This window comes from Peptoniphilus sp. oral taxon 836 str. F0141, from assembly GCF_000179335.1.
In the GTDB taxonomy this organism is placed as follows: domain Bacteria; phylum Bacillota; class Clostridia; order Tissierellales; family Peptoniphilaceae; genus Peptoniphilus_A; species Peptoniphilus_A lacrimalis.
In genome coordinates this window covers 34,543-52,635 of the sequence record NZ_AEAA01000141.1, presented here as the reverse complement: position 1 = coordinate 52,635, position 18,093 = coordinate 34,543, and the positions used below count along the sequence as shown (strand labels likewise).

The following is an 18,093-nucleotide window of genomic DNA, read 5'->3' as shown; positions in this document are numbered from 1 at the left end:
TTAAACTTATAATGCTAATGTTATCTTTAATCCAGAACTTTTTGAGCCTTAAAACAAAGAAATGTTTATTATGAATGTAAACTATTGCAAAATAATAAAGAATTACAAAAGTCCTTCGATTGGAATTATTCACCATATAAATCAACAAATCTGCGTTCTTCTATGGAGAGAAATATTTTAAAATTAATACAAAACCTATGATATAAATACAGCTAAAGGAATTGATTTATGGTATAATACAAATGTAATACTTAATAAAAGCTTAACGCTTGCTACCCTAATCATTCTTTTGTAGCAAGCACAGTAAGTGTACGGACACTTACGAAAAAATTGATGAAGCAGCCCTCTGGGATCTGCTTCTTTTTTTATCAATTTTTTAACTTGTTAGGGTGTACCCTAAGACCCCGAAATACATTCAAAGGAGGATTTACCTATGGCAAATAGAACACGAAATGAAAGACTTGAAATTAAATTAACTGAAGAAGAAAAGGCTCTTTTTGAGGAGAAAAGAAAACTTGCGAAATGCAAAAATATGAGCCATTTCATTCGCAAGTGCGTTTTAGAAAAGGAAATATATCAAGTGGATTTAGAACCCTTTAGAGATTTACAAGGCTTGCTTTCCAATGCTACAAACAACATCAATCAGATTGCAAAGCGTGTAAATTCTACCGGAATAATCTACAAAGACGATATAAACGATATGAAAAAGCAGATTGAATATTTCTCAAAAGAGTTGTGGCAAATACATTCTCTGCTTCTTAACAGAACTTCCGGAGGTGATTAAATTTTATGGCTATTACAAAAATACATCCTATAAAATCAACACTTAATCTCGCCATTTCATATATTGTTAATGGAGAAAAAACGGACGAGCAAATCTTAGTAAGCACTCATAAATGCCATCAGGAAACTGCTCATACTCAATTTTTAAGAACACGAAATGATGCGGGAACAAACGGAACTGTTCTTGCAAGACACCTCATTCAATCCTTTTTACCCGGAGAAGCAAGTCCTGAAATGGCACATCAGATCGGTCTTGAACTATGTAAAAAGATATTAAAGGATGAGTACGAATTTGTCTTATCTACCCATATAGATAAAGGGCATATCCACAATCACATCATATTCAATAATGTCAATATGGTTACTGGTAAGTGCTATCAATCCAACAAAAGAAGTTACCACCAAATCAGGTATCAGAGCGATAAGTTATGTAAAGAAAATAACCTATCTGTGATTGATGAGTTCTACGAGAGCTATAAGAGAAAGTACAAAATAAATGGCAAGTCATGGTATGAAAATGAGCAATTTAAGAAAGGTACTTCTTGGAAAAGCAGGCTTCAATTTGACATTGATCGTTTGATAAAACAGTCTAAGGATTGGGAAGAATTTCTAAAGAATATGGCGGAACTTGGTTATGAAATAAAACATGGCAAACACATTGCCTTTAAGCCAAAAGATAAGCAGAGATTTACAAGAGCTAAGACGATTGGAGAAGACTATACAGAAGATAGTCTAAAAGAGCGTATTGCAGAAAATCAATCTATTAAAGCCCCTCCTGTCAAAAAACGAATTGGAAATGTCATCAATATGAATAGCAATGCCAAAGTGAAAGAGAGCAAAGGTTATGAATATTGGGCAACCAAACATAACTTAAATACAATGGCTGAATCGGTTATTTTCATCAGAGAACATGGCATTAACTCCGTTAAGCAGCTTGATGAATACATTAGGAAAAGTGCTGAAGAAAGGCAAGGTTTACAAGATAAAATCAAAGAAATTGATAAGGATATGCAGCTACTTTCTGATACGATGGAACAAGTTCATACTGTTAAAAAATATCGAGCCTACTACAAAGAATATAGAGCAAATCCTTCTGATAAGGCATTTTTTGAGGAGCATAAGGCTGAAATCACACGCTACGAAATGGCTCTTGCAAAACTTAAAAAATCCTATTCAAAGCTGCCTGATTCAAAGGATATTTTAGATAAACTTGATAAATTGCAAGAAAAAAAGAATACCCTTATGCAAGAGTATTCTTCTGCAAAATCTACTATGGACGAGCTTTATCAAATACGAAAGAACTATGGAATTTACATGGGCAAGGAGATGGAGAGATGATTTTTTCTCTCCTCTTTTTAAATTCCTAAATTTATTTTCATAACTATTTTTTACGAACTCTCATTTTCTTTAGTATTCTATATGAAATAAAACAGCAACCAATATTTACGATTATGCTAATCAGCAATTCCATAACCGGTGTTTTATATAGTCCCGATAAAACGAATACAGATGATATTAGATATATGGCCCTTACAACTTCCTTTGAGGCAAAGAAAATTCCTATAAAGGAGTATATTTCAGCGATAATCAGAGCTATCCAGTAGCTTCTTTTTACAAGTCCAATAAATGCAATAATTGGAGATATTGCCATAAAAACACCTATTCCAGTTAATACATATACAGCAAAATAATGAACTACTTCACTCATGTTTACCGCATTTAAATGCAATACCGCTTCTACAATTAAAGATACCATAAACAATATTAGATAAACAAAAATGCTACCCAACAGAGTAATTATCATTTTTGCAGTAATCATATTCCTCTCATCTATCGGTATTAGCTTCAATGATTTGAGTACATCTTCTTGTTCTTCACGGCAAATAATATATCCTCCAAACAACGCTATCAAACTTGGCAATACATAATATGTTGTTAAAGACTGCACCTGTAAAATATACCACAAATGTATCTATATACTTTTTGTCACCAAATGAAAATTGTCCTTGAAGAAACACAACCCCTAACGTCATTATGAGTGCGAATACAAGCAAAAAAATCAATTTTGATCTGTGAAGTTTTTTATATTCAGCTAATACAAGCGTCTTCATTATGATAGTACCCTCTTTACTGGACAAACCAGTAAGGAGGGTACATATCAAATGCTCACAGCCTTTTTCTTATATACTCTTGAAAGTATTATCTGAGTTTTCGTTTATTGTTTTAAAACCACTTTTTATTGCAAATAAAACTCCTGCAATCATAAATACAAATACTATTAATAGAGGGACATAATTCATATTTGTTATCAAACCTTTTATTGCAAATGCTAATTCATAGTTGCTCCTGTAGGCTCTTAATACAATTCCAATAATGAACATAAAGATATAGGCTAAGAAAATATTTTTAAACAATATTTTCCCCTCTCCGAAAACCATATTTTCAACTTGTTTTTCTGTCATACCTGCTGTTGATAGAAGTTTAAAGTCATTGGCTCTCGCTCTAAGGTTTCCTTTAAAGCTATTATAGGCATTGGACAGAGCGATGGTTATAAGAATGATTTGGATGCCAAGATTTAATAGTTTTTCATTTCTTGTTTGTTCTTTATTCATAGCAGCTTTTATAATTTCTGTAGAAGTGCCATGATCTGATTTTGGAACATAGCTCGAAATCACTTTTTCGGCATCTTCAAATACTCTTTCTTTGTTTTTATCGGCTTTAATTTTTACAAAGTAATAATAAACTGGGTTGCCTTTATAGATTCCATATTCATCAATAAATTTTTTCATGGTACTTTCACTTGTAAAGATAGATATTTGATTGTCATTATAAGCTTCTAGATTATAAGGCATTTCATCGATACTTGAATCTATTTTTATAGGCATGGACTTACCATCTGCATTATATTTTAAAGTAACTTTTCCTGTATCATTATCAGAAATTTTTATATATTCATTTAAAGAATAAGGACTTCTACTATCTTTTGCAATTTTATTTAGTAGTAAATACTTTGCATTCGAAATATTATTTTCATTTAAAAGTTTTTCGAAATCCTCATCTTTTAAGGCATATATATTGGAATATAATTTATCTTCCGGTATTTTACCGCTATTTAAAGCTTCATTTAAATCCTTAGAAATAAAGTCCTCATTTTCACCAACGTAAAATTTTGTATCAACTCTTTGGTATACATGCAATTGGTCTATGCCTTCAACTTCTTCTATATCATGAACAAAGTTTTTATCCAAAAAATCACCTACATAAATACTAGATTCAAAATTGTAAGGACTTTTATAAGAATTATATTTTTCATTTAAAGCTCTATATGACTGGTCAACTAAAACTGTAGTCAGTACCAAGGCAGACAGAGCCATGGAAATTACAACAATTCGATAGGTTGAACGATAAGACCTGTAATAATCTTTTGCTAAAGTCTTTTCTATTGGTCCATTTATTTTTGATTTTCCTAATTTAATATTTTTTTCTGTAATACCATTTAAACCTTCTATTATCTTTAATTTTGCACTTTTCTTGGCAGGGATCAATGCTGAAAAATACACCATTATCAAGGATAACAAAACAATTATTAAAATAGATATAGGGCTTGGAAATATGAAATGGAAATCCATAGATTTTACACTTTGACCTAAAATATTTGATATGTTTTGATAAGATTTTGTATTATTAAGCCACATCAAATATAAGAGCAGATTTGCAGAAGCCAAAGATAAGATTGTTCCCAAGGCTATTGGTAAGGTTGAAAGTTTAAATGCTTTCTTTCGAATTAATTGCTTTACCTGCTTATCTGTCATCCCAGTGCTTTTTAATAGAGCAATTTCCTTTAAATCCCTATTATTCCATACATTAAAAGCCCCATAAATGATAAATGCAAAAAGTAGGCAAAGAAAGAAGGCTGCTCCATATTGTTCTAAAGCTGAGTTTACAACACTTTTTGGTGGAATGATTCCTTTTGGATAGACCATTTTATATTCTAAGATATCTTTATTATAAAATACTCTACCAATATCTAGGGCATGGTTCTCATCAATATTCATTTCTGATAAAATTTCCCTAGTCTTTGTATAGGTATCTCTTATATTTTTATACCAAATTTCTGCTTCGGTACCAACATTTTTTTCAAACAAGACTTTTTTATCATCACTTTTAGATAAACCTACAAGCATAGCCTCTTCAAATGAATAGCTAAAATCTTCATAAGTACCAACTATTTTATAAGTTTTATCACGAACAGTTATTTCAGAACCCAAATCATATTCTTTATTTTTTATCAAAAATATCTCTGGAACTAAAAGTTCATTTGCTTTTTCTGGCTTTTTTCCTTCCTTAATATCATAACGTAAAAGGCTTGCAGGATCTCCATTTTCATATATAACTGCATTTAAGTCTGTTTTTATTACTTTATTGAAAGAAACTTTTTCTATATCTTTATCGTTTTTTAATTTATCATAAAAACCTTGGTCAATTCCACTTATATTCACATGATAATCTCCAAAAGTTTTCTTTACATACTCATACTTGTCAGTTTTTAACGAGTTGAAGATAAAAATTACAGTTCCTAGTAAAATTACTGCCAAAAGTATGGAAATTTTAATAGCAAAACTGTCTTTCTTATTATTTTTTACAGCTCCATCAGCTAGGTCATTAATAATTTTCATAAGTTTCATCTCCTAAGAAATTTAACCTACCATCTACCATTCTATAGACCTTATCACAAGAATTTGCTACTTTTTCATCATGAGTTATTATCATAATTGTAGAATTTAATCTCTTATTTACAAGTCTGAAAAGTCCTGTGATTTCTTCAGAATTTTTTCTATCGAGATTTCCTGTAGGCTCATCTGCTAGAATGATGGCAGGTCTTGTAATCAAACTTCTGGCAATAGCGACTCTTTGTTGCTCGCCACCTGATAATTGTTTTGGATACCTATCAAGCTTTCCTTCTATTCCTAGTATCAATAAAATTTCCTTTAAATATTCTTCATCTGCCTTTTTATTGTCTAACAAAAGAGGAAGTAAAATATTTTTTCGAACGTTGATGTTTGGAATCAAATTAAAAAATTGATAGACAACGCCTATATTCCTTCTGCGGAATACTGTCATTTCATCTTTGTTAAACTTGGTAATATTTTTATCTTGAATAAATATATCACCACTTGTTGGTTTATCAACTCCTGCTAATAGATGAAGCAAGGTAGACTTTCCTGACCCGCTATCTCCAATAATGGCGACAAGATCTCCTTTTTCTAGTTCAAAATTCACATTTGATAGAGCGCGTACTTCTACTCCACTATTGTAAGTTTTTGTTAAATCTACTGTTTTTACAATATTCATATTTAGCCCTCCTTAACTTGTCTATATAATACTAGGCTTAAGTGACTGGAAAGTGACTAGAAAAAAATGACTGTGCTTTATTTACACAGCCATAATTAAATCAGTTATAAAATCTTAGTTCAAAGGAATTTGATTTCTTCCCCTTATGATATAAAAGCTCTCCATTTTGCCTTTCCATAACAGATTTTGCCATAGGAAGTCCAATCCCATAACCTTTTGAATTTGGATCTATCTTATAAAAACGTTTAAAAACTTTTTCTAACATTTCACGATCCAAACCTTTAGAAAAATCTTCCACAAAAATACTTTTATATAGATTAGTTTCTTTTAGATGAATTTCTATATGTCTACTTTCTGTAGCTTCTATGCCATTTTTCATCACATTGAAAAGTGCTTCATAGGTCCATTTCTTATCGCATATAAGATAAAAGTCTTCTCCATAAAGAGGAATTTCAATATTATCATTAATAAAATAATCTTTTAGGTTTCGTATGATATCTTCAATTAACTCTCTAGCTGATATACTATCTTTTGCCATTTCTATTGTTCCAGAATCAAGGGCTGCCAATTTTAATAAAATGTCAGATAAGTTATGGAGTCTAAGTAAATTATCTCTAAGTCTTTCTATATATTCTTCTGAAACATTATCAATTTCGTCTTCTAATAGGTCTAACAATAATAAGGACCCCGTCAATGGAGTTTTTATTTGATGGGCAATATCTTCCGTATATTCTCTTAGAATTTCTTTATTTTTCTCAGCATTTTCAGCTATTCTCTTGTTTTCTATAATAATTTTAATAATCTCATCTCTTAATTTTCCAAATTCATCATCTATAATTTCATAATTATCCGAGTTTAAATCCAATGAATGGAGAAGGTTAAATATATTATTAATCTTATCTTCTAGCTCTATTTCTTTTTTCTTTTCAAATTTTATAATAATTAGAAACAGGATTATATTTATTAGTAGAAAGCCTAAAAGTGTTAGAATATCAAATCTTGGGTTTAGATAGACTACAAATAAAGACATCAATAAATTTAGGACTATTATAAGTAAAATTCTTTTATTTTTTCTCATTGTCCCACCTATAACCTATTCCTCTAACTGTTTTTATATGCTCTCCATACACGCCAAGTTTATTTCTAAGTCTTTTTACAGTTACAGTTAGAGTGTTATCGTTTACTTCATAAAAATCATAAACCCATACATAATCTAAAATTTTCTCCCTTAATAGATTTATATTTTGGTTTTCTAAAAGCATTTCCAATATAGCAAACTCTTTTAAGTTAAGGTCTAGATCTATTCCATCTATTGAAGCTTGTTTTGAAATGAGATCTAAAGATAAATTTTTAAAAGTCAGTTCGTCAACCTTTTTTATTTTTCTGCTAAATACATTGTCTATTCTCGCCTTTAAAACAGGGAGAGAAAAAGGTTTTGTAATATAATCATCTGCTCCTTGAGAAAGACCTTTGATAACATACTTATCTTCGTCTTTTACAGTAAGCATTATTACAGGAAGGTCAGAAAATTCTCTCAGCCACTTTAAAAAATTAAAGCCTGATCCATCTGGGAGATTAGCATCAAGAAGAATTAAATCAAAATCATTAAAATTAAGATTCTCTGTCTGAGAAAGATTGTTATAAATAATAGTTTCAATATTATGCTTGTTTAAGTAAGTTTTAACAGCAAAAGAAATTGTGCTGTCGTCTTCAATCATTAGTATTTTCAATTCTATACTCCTTTCTGAGATATCACATTTAAAATAACTACAAATTCTGCCAAAGAGACTTTCTAAATCAGCTATTTACATTGCAAACTCTACAGTAAAAACAGTTTTTATATTTGGCACACTACTTACGCTTATTTTAGCATTATTTACTCGCAGTAATTCTTTGGAGATTGATAATCCAAGTCCTGAACCTTTTGTTAATCTTGAACTATCTGCCTGATACATTCTGTCAAATATATACAGAATATCCATCTGTGCTTAAACATTTTTTAATTAAATTACATAATGCAATATCATCATCTATAATTATTATCTCTCTCATATCTCATACCTCCATAATACCTATTCAACATAGTCATCATCAAAGGAAAATACATCATTTGATATACAATCTAAAGTCTAAAGGTTCTTTATAAAAATTAAAACTTATTTATATTATTCGTCCTATTCAATGAAATTAGTTCACCAAAATCTGTATCCAGTTCAATACAAATTCTATAGAGAATTTCCATGCTGACAAATTCACCTTTTCCCATTTTAGCTATCGTTGCAGGAGCTATACCAACTTTTTCCTGTAGGTCTCTTTTTTTCATATTTTTATCTATTAAAAGTTTCCACAGCCCATTATAGTTTATTTTCATATTACCATCCTTAATATTCATATAGTTGAACTTTTATTTCTTTAATTATATCATAATTTCACCAAATAAAAAAGAGTCGGTGCAGCCCTAAGACCACACCGACCATAAATTTACCTCTCAGCTTCTTTGTTTACTTCTTTCTTTTCTTTTGGTTTTTCCTTATCTTCAGCCTGATATTTCTTAATAGCTCCAAGTACAGACTTTTTCTTTTCTTCTTGTCCTTTCATTTGTTCCTTTGCCTTTAGTAGCTTTGAAGAAAGTATTCTGATATTGCTATGTTCCTTTCCGTTATCATCAATAGAGGTTCTTATTTGTCCAAAGAGCTTAACAAAATCTCCCTGCTTAAAGTTCTTTGGAATATCACTTTTTTCTCCATAAGCTGAACAATTATGATACACCTTGTTTCCTTCATCGTCTTTGGATACTACGGAGAAATTCGCCACCTTAAAGGCTTCTCCGCTTTTGTTTTCCCTTTCTACTACATCGACCTCTCCAACAATATTTCCGACAATATTGATAAGATTATCCTTTTCTTCCTGAGCATAAGGCAGGTCTTTTATCTGCCCCTGTTCCCTCAAATCCTCAATCATATAGTCAAATTCCTCATGCAGCAAATTAAGGCTGTCATTGTCCATATAAGCATCATAGAGCTTATCTAAGGCACTTTCATCATTGATACCTTTTTCCATGCTTATAATCGCCTTTACAAAGTCCTTGTGGTTATCACTTACCATATCTTCAATCTGATTTCTCATTGTTTTGTAATCCATGTTTTTATCTCCTTTCATGGCAAAAGGGAGATTCCCCTCCCTATCTTAAAAATTCCTGTTCTTTTGTTTTTTGCTTTTCTTCTGTTTTACTTTCATTTTGATAGGCTCTTATCTGTCCTAAGATAGATGGCTTATCCTCAGATTTTTGTGCGGTTTCTTCTTTGCTATGAAGATTGTCCTCTACATCGTAGGTTGACTCAAAATAGTCGCTATCCCTAAAGTCATTGTCATATCTGTCAGGAATGCCATCATTATCAATATCTTTAGAAAGTGGATCATAGAAGTTACCTTTATCATCAATGTCAAGTCCCGTTGCTGCTCTTAAATCTTCTGAATCAACATAAACCAAATCGTTAAAAGAGGACATTTCTATTTCATTTTTCATATTCTTTAGAGCTTCATTCTCTCCCTTGTTTTCATAATCAAAGCTCTCTGTTTTGATAGGCGTATCATCAATGTACTGCGTCCAAGTTTTCTCCTCTAAATCAAGCTCATACTGAATACCATGCCTTTCATCCGGTGTATTGGTATAGGCGATACCGATATGTTTTAAGTCAGGATACAGGGTATTAAATTCATCATAGCTATGATTTTCTTCATATTCCCTGTTACAGAAATCAATGATTGCCCTTTTTACATCTTCTATAAGCGGATTATCATTTCTCTTTTCTTCCACTTCTCCCATATCGAGTAGCTTATTCAATTCTGCAAGTCTTAACACCTTAGTTTTCAGCTCATCAGCTTTTTCAAAAGGCTTTTTTAATTCCTCTTTGGCATTTTCCAGTTGTTCTTTTGTGCTGATGAGTTTTTCTTCAAGCATGTTTAATTTTTCAGGCATTTTCTCAAGAGCGTTATCCAGTCTTGTAATGTTACCGTCAGCACTTGTTCCAAGCTCTCCCGAATGCTTTGCAGCACCGTTTAAGCTAAAGTTATGTGAATTAGTGAAGAAGTTGTAACTTACCTCTAAATCCATGTTTCTATACTTACCTATAACCTTGCTTTCATTGATTTTCACTTTATAAATAGCTTCAAGTAGCTTTTCTCCGGCTAATTTCTTGTCGATAATCTTCTCGCCTAAAATAGTAATAGAAGTAAACTTTTCCTCTCCTTCTGCTTTAGGCTCTACATTGGAGATATCTTTTTTGACAGCTTCAATGAGCTTTTCCGTTCTTGCGATTTCTTCAGGATAATTTTTCGCCACCTTATCCTCTAATCTGTAACGGTTAGACTTATAGTTTGCTTCCAGCATTTTAAGTTTTGTAACCTCATTATCCAAGTCCATCTTTTCCTTAATCTTAGGATCGCCTGTGGCAAGAGCTTTAATCTCTGCATAGTTAAGGGAGCTTTCGTCCACATCTTCCGCCACACGAACAGGAGTCTTTGAAGTCATAATCTGTGAAATAAATTTCTGCTTATTCTCTATCGTCTGCCATAAATAAGCATCAAATGTATTCTCTGTAACATAACGATAGATATTTACTTTCTCATTTTCGTTCCCCTGTCTTACAATTCTACCCGCACGCTGTTCAAGGTCAGCAGGACGCCATGGCACATCGAGGTCATGCAAAGCAATAAGTTTGTTTTGAACATTCGTTCCGGCTCCCATCTTCTGTGTTGAACCCATTAAGATACGAACTTCGCCTTTTCTTACCTTTGCAAAGAGTTCATCCTTTTGCTTATCGGAATTTGCTTCATGGATAAAGGCGATTTCTTCTTTCGGTATTCCCATAGCTACGAGCTTTTCTCTAATATCATCATAGATGTTAAATTCTCCATCTCCTTTTGGAGTGGACATATCAGAAAAAAGTAGCTGTGTTGACCTGTTTTCTTTTGTCTTATCCCAAATGGCAAAGACATTCTTTACGCATACATTGACCTTGCTATCAGGATTATCAGGAAGCAGAGGATTGATTAAACGCTGATCTAATGCAAGTTTCTTACCGTCATTGGTAATCTTTAGCATATTATCAACATCTGGCTCTACAACTCTATTTCTGACATCATCTGCTCTTTTAGAAAGGCTCTTTAATATTTCCTTTTGTTCTTCAGAAGGCTCTGTTTTAATAACTTCATAATTAGCTTCAGGTGTAGGAAGGTTAAGCATATCCGCAGTCTGAATATCTGCAACTTCCTTAAACATACTCATAAGCTCAGGCAAGTTATAGAACTTTGAAAATCTCGTTTTCACCCTGTATCCTGTTCCTTCAGGAGATAATTCAAATGAGCTTTGCGTTTCTCCAAAAGTGGAAGCCCAAGAGTCAAAATGCTCCAAGTTGTTTTTCTTTAGACTTTCATACTGAAGATAACGCTGCATGGTATAAAGCTCTGTCATAGAGTTACTTACAGGCGTTCCTGTGGCAAAGACCACGCCTTTCCCACCTGTCATTTCATCCATGTAACGGCATTTCATGAACATATCAGAGGACTTAAAGGCTTCTGACTGTCCGATACCTGCAACATTTCTCATTTTTGTATAAAGGTAGAGATTTTTGTAATTATGTGCCTCGTCAATAAAGAGCTTATCTACACCTAATTCTTCAAAGGTGATGACATCGTCTTTCTTAAAATCATCGTTTAATTTCTCAAGCCTTGTTTCCAGTTTTTTCTTTGTCTTTTCAAGTTGTTTTACTGTAAAATTCTGGTTTCTGTCATGCTTGTATTCTTCTACATAGTTTACGATTTCATCAATCTGATCTTGAATGTGCTTTTCCTGATATTCCTTACTCATCGGGATTTTTTCAAACTGCGTATGTCCGATAACAACCGCATCATATTCCCCTGTTGCAATCTTTCCGATAAATCTCTTTCTGTTTTTCGGCTCAAAATCTTTCTTATCAGCCACCATAATATTAGCTGACGGATAGAGCTGCATAAACTCTCGACCGATTTGCCCTGTTAGGTGATTCGGGACAACAAACAAGGACTTACTGCACATTCCAAGTCTTTTACTTTCCATTGCAGAAGCCACCATTTCAAAAGTCTTTCCACTGCCTACCACATGGGCAAGCAAGGTATTTCCTCCATAAAGGCTTCTTGCTATGGCATTTCTTTGATGAGGTCTTAAATCTATTTCCGTATTCATTCCCTCAAAAGAAAGATTGCTTCCGTCATATTCTCTGTTACGGATAGAGTTAAAACGCTCGTTATACAGTTTTACAAGACGGCTTCTTCTTTCCTGATCGTTAAATATCCAGTTCTTAAATTCTTCTTTTAATAGCTCCTGCTTTTGTCCTGCAAGCATGGTTTCTTTTTTATTTAAGACAGAAGTTTTAGAGCCGTCCGGATTTACAATTTGGTCAAATACCTTTGTTTCTTTAAGGTTTAAGGCATCTTCAATCAGCTTATAGGCGTTTACCCTTGATGTACCAAAGGTCATTTCAGCAAGGTCATTTCCTCTGTCCCTGCTTTTTCCTTCTACATTCCATTCGCTTGTAAGATTGGAAAATTTTACCTTAATATCCCATTTGGCATACCCCGGAGTTTTAAGCGTTTCAAAGATGAATTTCTCAATATCTTTAATCGGTATCCAAGTTGCACCAAGCCTTACATTGATTTCACTTGCTTCAAGCTCCTTTGGAAGAACTTTTGTAAGCTCTGCTTTTTGGTATTCCAAACGGTTCATTTCATAGCTTATCAGCTCTTTTTCTTTTCCATTCTCGGAAAAGCCAAGATGAGGAAGCTCTCTTTCCGTTTGTCTGAGCTTTGATAAGTAACTGTCTACTATGGCAATCTTATCCCTTATATTCCCACTTAAATATTCATCCTTTGTTACATAGCCATATTTGTAGGAGTTGCTGCCATTTGCACAAGCAAAAGGTAAATCCCCATCCTCCAAGTTAAAGGAAAGTGGTCTGTAAAAGTTTTGTTCTTCTCTGATATTTAAGTAGATTTCCCCTCGAAGCTCCTCAATTAAAGTCGGTCTGTCTTTTCCTGTAAGACTTCCCATATAGTCAAAGTCCACATATCCTTTTTCAGACACCGATAAGACAAGGGCTTCTAAAGAAGTATCCACATGGTCTATAACTTTAGCCTTTGTAATAGTTCTTTTGGAGAAAATATCTCCCTTTGCCTTGAAATTTTCTTCTTCATCAAGGATTTCTATGGAGGAAACAAGAGGGAAGTTACTATCTTCTTTCAAGGCTCTGGTATTGCTTAAATTATTGACAAAGCCATGCTTCTTTGAAAAGTTATCATAGACTTCATTTAGTTTTTCCTGTGAAGCCTTGATTTCTTCTTCGCTAAAATCTTCTTTCTGCTTGTAAATCACATCTTTTAAGGCAGCATTCAGCTCAAGGTAATCCTTGATTTTTTCTTTATTCTTGTCTGATACTTCCTTTTTGATAAAGAGTGAATTTTCTCTGTAATAGACTTCATCATCAATCAAGGTGTATGAGAAGTTCTTTACATCATCGGTTGCAGGGATAGAAGTTATTTCATCATCAAGTAGCTCTATTTCTTCATACTTGGCATCTTTTGAAATTCTTTCTCCCGCAATCTCGATACGATCCTTTAACGAAGCCATATTGTTCTCTTGCCCTAAAAAGGCTATTGGTTCACATGTTAGAGTTTTTCCAAATCGACCACTTACCTCACGCATAGAACCAAGCACCTGCTCAGGATGATCGACAAAGTATTTGTTATATACAAGTCCATTTTCATCTTCCGCAAGGTGTATCCAATCTTCATCTCGCTCAAGTACGCTATCTCTTTTCTTTAGGAAGATAATATCCGAAGTTACTTCTGTGCCGGCAACACCCTTAAAGGTATCATTTGGAAGCCTGATTGCTCCTAAAAATTCAGCTCTTGCTGCAAGATAGCGTCTTACACTTTCGTCTTTTTTATCCATTGTCCCTGAAGATGTAATAAAGGCGATAACCCCGCCGTTTCTTACCTTATCAATGGACTTGGCAAAGAAATAATCGTGAATAAGGAAGTTATTGCGGTTATATTCCCTGTCATTTACCTTGTACTCCCCAAAGGGAACATTTCCGATTGCAACATCAAAGAAGTTGTTGGAAAAGGAAGTTTCTTCCAGTCCCTTTACCTGTACTTCACTTTCAGGGTATAAAAGTTTTCCAATACGACCGCTTACCGAATCAAGCTCTACGCCATAAAACTTTGACTTATTCATTTCATCAGGTAGATTTCCGATAAAGTTCCCGATTCCCATTGACGGTTCAAGGATATTTCCCTGTTTAAATCCCATGCTGGAAAGCGTCTTATATATTCCGTCAATGACAGTTTTCGGTGTGTAAAAGCTCGTTAGGGTAGATTCTCTTGCAGCTTCATATTCTGATAGTGATAAATTTTCTTTTAAGAATGCTCTTGCCTCTTTCCACTGTCCATCCTTACTTTCATCAAAGACTTCAGATAATCCACCCCAGCCTACATATTTTGCTAAAACTTCTTGAGCTGCAATATCAAGCTCTCGTTCTCCGCTTTCCACCCTGTTAAGCATAGAAACTGCTTCAAGGTTATTGTTTAATCTCTCGCTTGGAGATAGCTTTTCAGGGAGCGTTTCTTCTGTAATTTTAAAGTTATGAGCTTCCGCTTTCCTTATTTGAGTTTCTTCAGTAGTCTGCTCTGGCTGTTTATATGTCAGGTTTTCAAATACCCTCTCAAGGTCGCTTTCCAGACGATATGGAATTACATCGGAGCCTGTAATCATACCTCCAAGATACTCTATATTATCCTTAACCGTTACTGTCTTTAGGTTATTTCCCATATCATCAAATCTTGTGATGGTACAGTCTTTTCCCTTGTACTTCACTTCATCACCGATGATAAATTCAGGTCTTTCAAGACTTACTTGTCTTAATAAATCCTCATCATCTGTAAAGGATATAATCGGAATTTGATGATTACCTTGCCTTACAGGATCAAGCCACAAATCATTTCTTCCTGTGATTTGATTTTTGGAAATCTCTCTTACTTTGTACTCCTCATGATTAAAATAGATGGTATCGCCTTCTTTAACTGCAAACTCATCTGAAAAACTTTCCTCTTTTTCATTAAGCTCTACTTCTTCTCTTTCCTTTAGATAATCAAATAAGATAGCTTGAACTGTGTCAGCCCTTCTAACTTCTTCTGTTTCTTCAGGTGCTTCAAGCTCTACTTTATCTTCAAAGCTAAGTTCTCCGTTAAAGACATGATGAAGCTCCTGCTCATCCATCTGCTTTTTAAGTTCACTGTCTTTAAGTTCTCTAAAGGTCTTTGGAAAATCCTCTAAAACAAGTCTTTGGGCATTTAATTCCTTTAACTCCTCAAGATTAAAATATCCCCATTCAGGTTCGATACCTAAAACAAGTCCAAAAGCATCTTTACTTTCCCTGTCATATTCCGTCATATACCAAGTCCAGTTACTTCTAAATGGAATAATGTATGCTGCATGAACCTGTTTATCCGCTAAAGCGACATCCTCTTGTGCATAAAGTTCAGGAACTTTCTCAAGCATTTCATCAGTCATTAGATTATTTGGATCATCTTTAGAGTAATAACTTGGCTCTTTTTGTTCTTCTATCTCTACCTTGCTTTCAATATTTTTTTCTTCAAGATAAAGATTTTTAGAAAGCAGCTCATCTATATGCTTTGCTACATTTGACCATGTAAGAAATACATCGTTACAATGATTCTTCTGTAATTTAAGTCCCTTTGCATCGTGCCATTCATCACTTCCCTTTGCTCCTGAAACGGCATGAGAATGACCTCCGATCCCATACTCATCTTTTAAGAAATTCGCTTTTTCCTGAAGCGTATGATTTTCTTTGAAAAACTTAGTAATTCGCTCTTTTCCTTGAGATACTCCACTTCCTCTTGAAATCGTAGCAAGAACTTCATCTTCAGTAATAAAGCCTTGTACCTTTGGAAGTTCGGTAAGATAAGAGGTATATTCCTTTCTCGGAAGTTCAAGCTCCTGCAATTTTTGATAAAGGCTATCTACCTTGTGATAATGAAATCTTAGTACATCTTTGTTTTCTTTGTATCCTGCTAAAAAACGGCTGTACTCCCTAATTGTGTCTTTCAGATATTGGGGATTTTTTAATGCCTCAGATAATATTTTTGTTTCTTCCGGAAAGCCACCACCTCTTTCTATAAAGTCAAAATAGCCTTGTGCTTTCCCTTCTTCACTTAAATCGTGATATAGATACCATAGCGATTCTGAAACTCTATCTCTTTCATAGTCCTGTGCTTCTAAAAGCTCTACATTTGTAGCAAACTCTCCTGTTTCTAAAAGCTCACTGATTCTTCTTGCAGCATCACTCCAGCTTAAAATTTGCGTCATATCTTCTCTTGCTGATGTTCCATAAGCTAAATGAACGCCTTTATCCGAATACCAGGAAGATACCTCTCTTTCATCAATATATATTCCATTTCCGCCTCTAAAGGTATCTTTAAGGTATTCTCCTAATTCTTCTACTGTTTTCCCTTTGGAAAATTCAGCAATGATAGGAAGTCTTTCGCCCTCATGGTTTCCACCGTTTACAAGAATACTGTCAATATCATTTTGAGTAAGAGGTATTGTAAGTTTAATCTGTCCTGATCTGTTTTCGGGTAAAGAAAAAGAAGCCTTGTCAGCTTCTCTTATCTCTTTATCCGTATTTTCTTTTAGATTTCCACTATCTCCTTGATTGTCATTTCTTTGAGGGCTGAAATCATCGCTTTGTACTGCGGATGGCTCTCGTCCTCTATCTTCCAAGCCATCATCAGTTTCGGCTTCTCTGCTCGCATAAATTCTATCGCCTGTTTCTGAGTATCCATCAGGTGCCCTATCAGTTTCTTCTCCTTGTATAGATCCACTAACATCTCGAAGTTGCTCTGCTCCTCGCTGTTTGAAAGATAATCCAGTCTCATCACTGCGTATGTCGGATTCGGATATTCCCTCATAAAGTCCATCTCTTCCTCCAACTGATTCAGTGTATTCTCTTTGATTTTCTCTATTATCTCGTCCGTACTCTCCATTTCGGAAAATTCGCTCGTTTTCACTAATTCTTTCCTGATCATCTCGTCGAAGTACATTTTCTTCTACCTCCTCTAATTTTTCTTTTATTCTATTATATCCTGCTTCTTTACCTCTTAAAACTTCTTTTTGAAGCTCTAACTCTTTGCTTTTTTGAATGGTTGCATCAATGACTGTTCCGCTAATGTCCGATACCGTTTCTCCAAGGCTCATAAGAGAAATGCTGTCAAGCATTGCAAAGTTTTCCTTTAACAGCTCCTTATCCATAGGATAGTCTAACTTAAATCTTGAAGCTACTGCATAGCTCACTGAGTCCCTTGCAAACTTGGTAAAGGATATTCTGTCCTCATCAGATATTCTAAGCTCATTCATAAGGCTATCTATCTTTTCATCTCCGTAGAGCCTACTTAAAGAAAAGATATTTTCTAAGGTGTTTTCACTTTCTTCATACCCTTCAGCTTTTATCATTTCTTTTAATACATCTCTATGAGCTTCTTTATCAAATCTCCAAAGATTTACCTCATTGACATCTCTGTTTTTGGAAACTGTCTGACTAATATCAAAGATATAGTCCACCTTTTTGTATGTGCCGTAGTCCTCTAAAATGGGAATACCCTTTTGACCTCGCATAACGGTTCTTCCGAAGCGTTCCCTCCAGTAATCAAACTTGGCACAAGCTGTCGCTTCAGGATTTTTATCATAAATACTTAACTGACTTCTAAAATCATATTTCTGATTGTTTCCGACAACCTTTAAGAGCTTCAGATATTCTGCTTCACTCTGCAGAACATCTTGTTTTATTAGTTCCAAAATGTTATGAAAATCATTTATTCGCATGTTTACCTCCTTCTTTTTTACAA

9 protein-coding genes and 3 pseudogenes are annotated in these 18,093 nt (G+C 33.9%); 2 read left to right on the top strand and 10 right to left on the bottom strand.

Annotated elements, in window-relative coordinates:
• Positions 1–433: 433 nt before the first annotated feature.
• Both mobC and HMPREF9131_RS07775 read left to right on the top strand, forming a co-directional pair.
• Positions 434–784 (top strand): plasmid mobilization relaxosome protein MobC, encoded by a 351-nt coding sequence (mobC, locus tag HMPREF9131_RS07780; RefSeq protein ID WP_000013643.1) that lies wholly within the window; start codon positions 434–436, stop codon positions 782–784.
• A gap of 5 nt (positions 785–789) precedes the next feature.
• Positions 790–2,121, top strand: coding sequence for a relaxase/mobilization nuclease domain-containing protein (locus HMPREF9131_RS07775; RefSeq protein WP_009346329.1), 1,332 nt, complete (start codon positions 790–792; stop codon positions 2,119–2,121).
• A 43-nt stretch (positions 2,122–2,164) separates the two neighbouring features.
• Here the strand turns inward: HMPREF9131_RS07775 and HMPREF9131_RS07770 are convergent.
• From HMPREF9131_RS07770 to HMPREF9131_RS07735, 10 genes and pseudogenes are all read right to left on the bottom strand, one after another.
• Positions 2,165–2,894, bottom strand: a pseudogene (locus tag HMPREF9131_RS07770) (ABC transporter permease).
• A 69-nt stretch (positions 2,895–2,963) separates the two neighbouring features.
• Positions 2,964–5,459, bottom strand: a complete 2,496-nt coding sequence (locus tag HMPREF9131_RS07765) for an FtsX-like permease family protein (RefSeq protein WP_009346333.1) — start codon at positions 5,457–5,459, stop codon at positions 2,964–2,966.
• Complete coding sequence (locus tag HMPREF9131_RS07760) at positions 5,446–6,135, bottom strand: ABC transporter ATP-binding protein (RefSeq protein WP_009346336.1); 690 nt, start codon at positions 6,133–6,135, stop codon at positions 5,446–5,448. Before HMPREF9131_RS07760 ends, HMPREF9131_RS07765 begins: the two co-directional genes overlap by 14 nt.
• 100 nt (positions 6,136–6,235) lie before the next feature.
• On the bottom strand, positions 6,236–7,213 hold the full coding sequence (locus HMPREF9131_RS07755) for a HAMP domain-containing sensor histidine kinase (RefSeq protein ID WP_009346317.1): 978 nt from the start codon (positions 7,211–7,213) through the stop codon (positions 6,236–6,238).
• Entirely contained in the window at positions 7,200–7,865 is a 666-nt protein-coding gene (locus HMPREF9131_RS07750) for a response regulator transcription factor (RefSeq protein ID WP_009346290.1), read from the bottom strand. Before HMPREF9131_RS07750 ends, HMPREF9131_RS07755 begins: the two co-directional genes overlap by 14 nt.
• A 75-nt stretch (positions 7,866–7,940) precedes the next feature.
• A pseudogene (locus tag HMPREF9131_RS08315) lies at positions 7,941–8,114 on the bottom strand (sensor histidine kinase); the annotation flags it as partial.
• Positions 8,098–8,187: pseudogene (locus tag HMPREF9131_RS08975) on the bottom strand (DNA-binding response regulator); the annotation flags it as partial. The pseudogenes HMPREF9131_RS08975 and HMPREF9131_RS08315, both read right to left, overlap by 17 nt.
• A 97-nt stretch (positions 8,188–8,284) precedes the next feature.
• Entirely contained in the window at positions 8,285–8,506 is a 222-nt protein-coding gene (locus HMPREF9131_RS07745; protein ID WP_007894591.1) for a helix-turn-helix transcriptional regulator, read from the bottom strand.
• A gap of 110 nt (positions 8,507–8,616) precedes the next feature.
• Positions 8,617–9,276, bottom strand: a complete 660-nt coding sequence (locus tag HMPREF9131_RS07740; protein ID WP_007896208.1) for a hypothetical protein — start codon at positions 9,274–9,276, stop codon at positions 8,617–8,619.
• A gap of 40 nt (positions 9,277–9,316) precedes the next feature.
• A complete protein-coding gene (locus tag HMPREF9131_RS07735; protein ID WP_036744535.1) occupies positions 9,317–18,070 on the bottom strand; it encodes a helicase-related protein in 8,754 nt (2,917 codons plus the stop codon).
• Positions 18,071–18,093 lie beyond the last annotated feature (23 nt).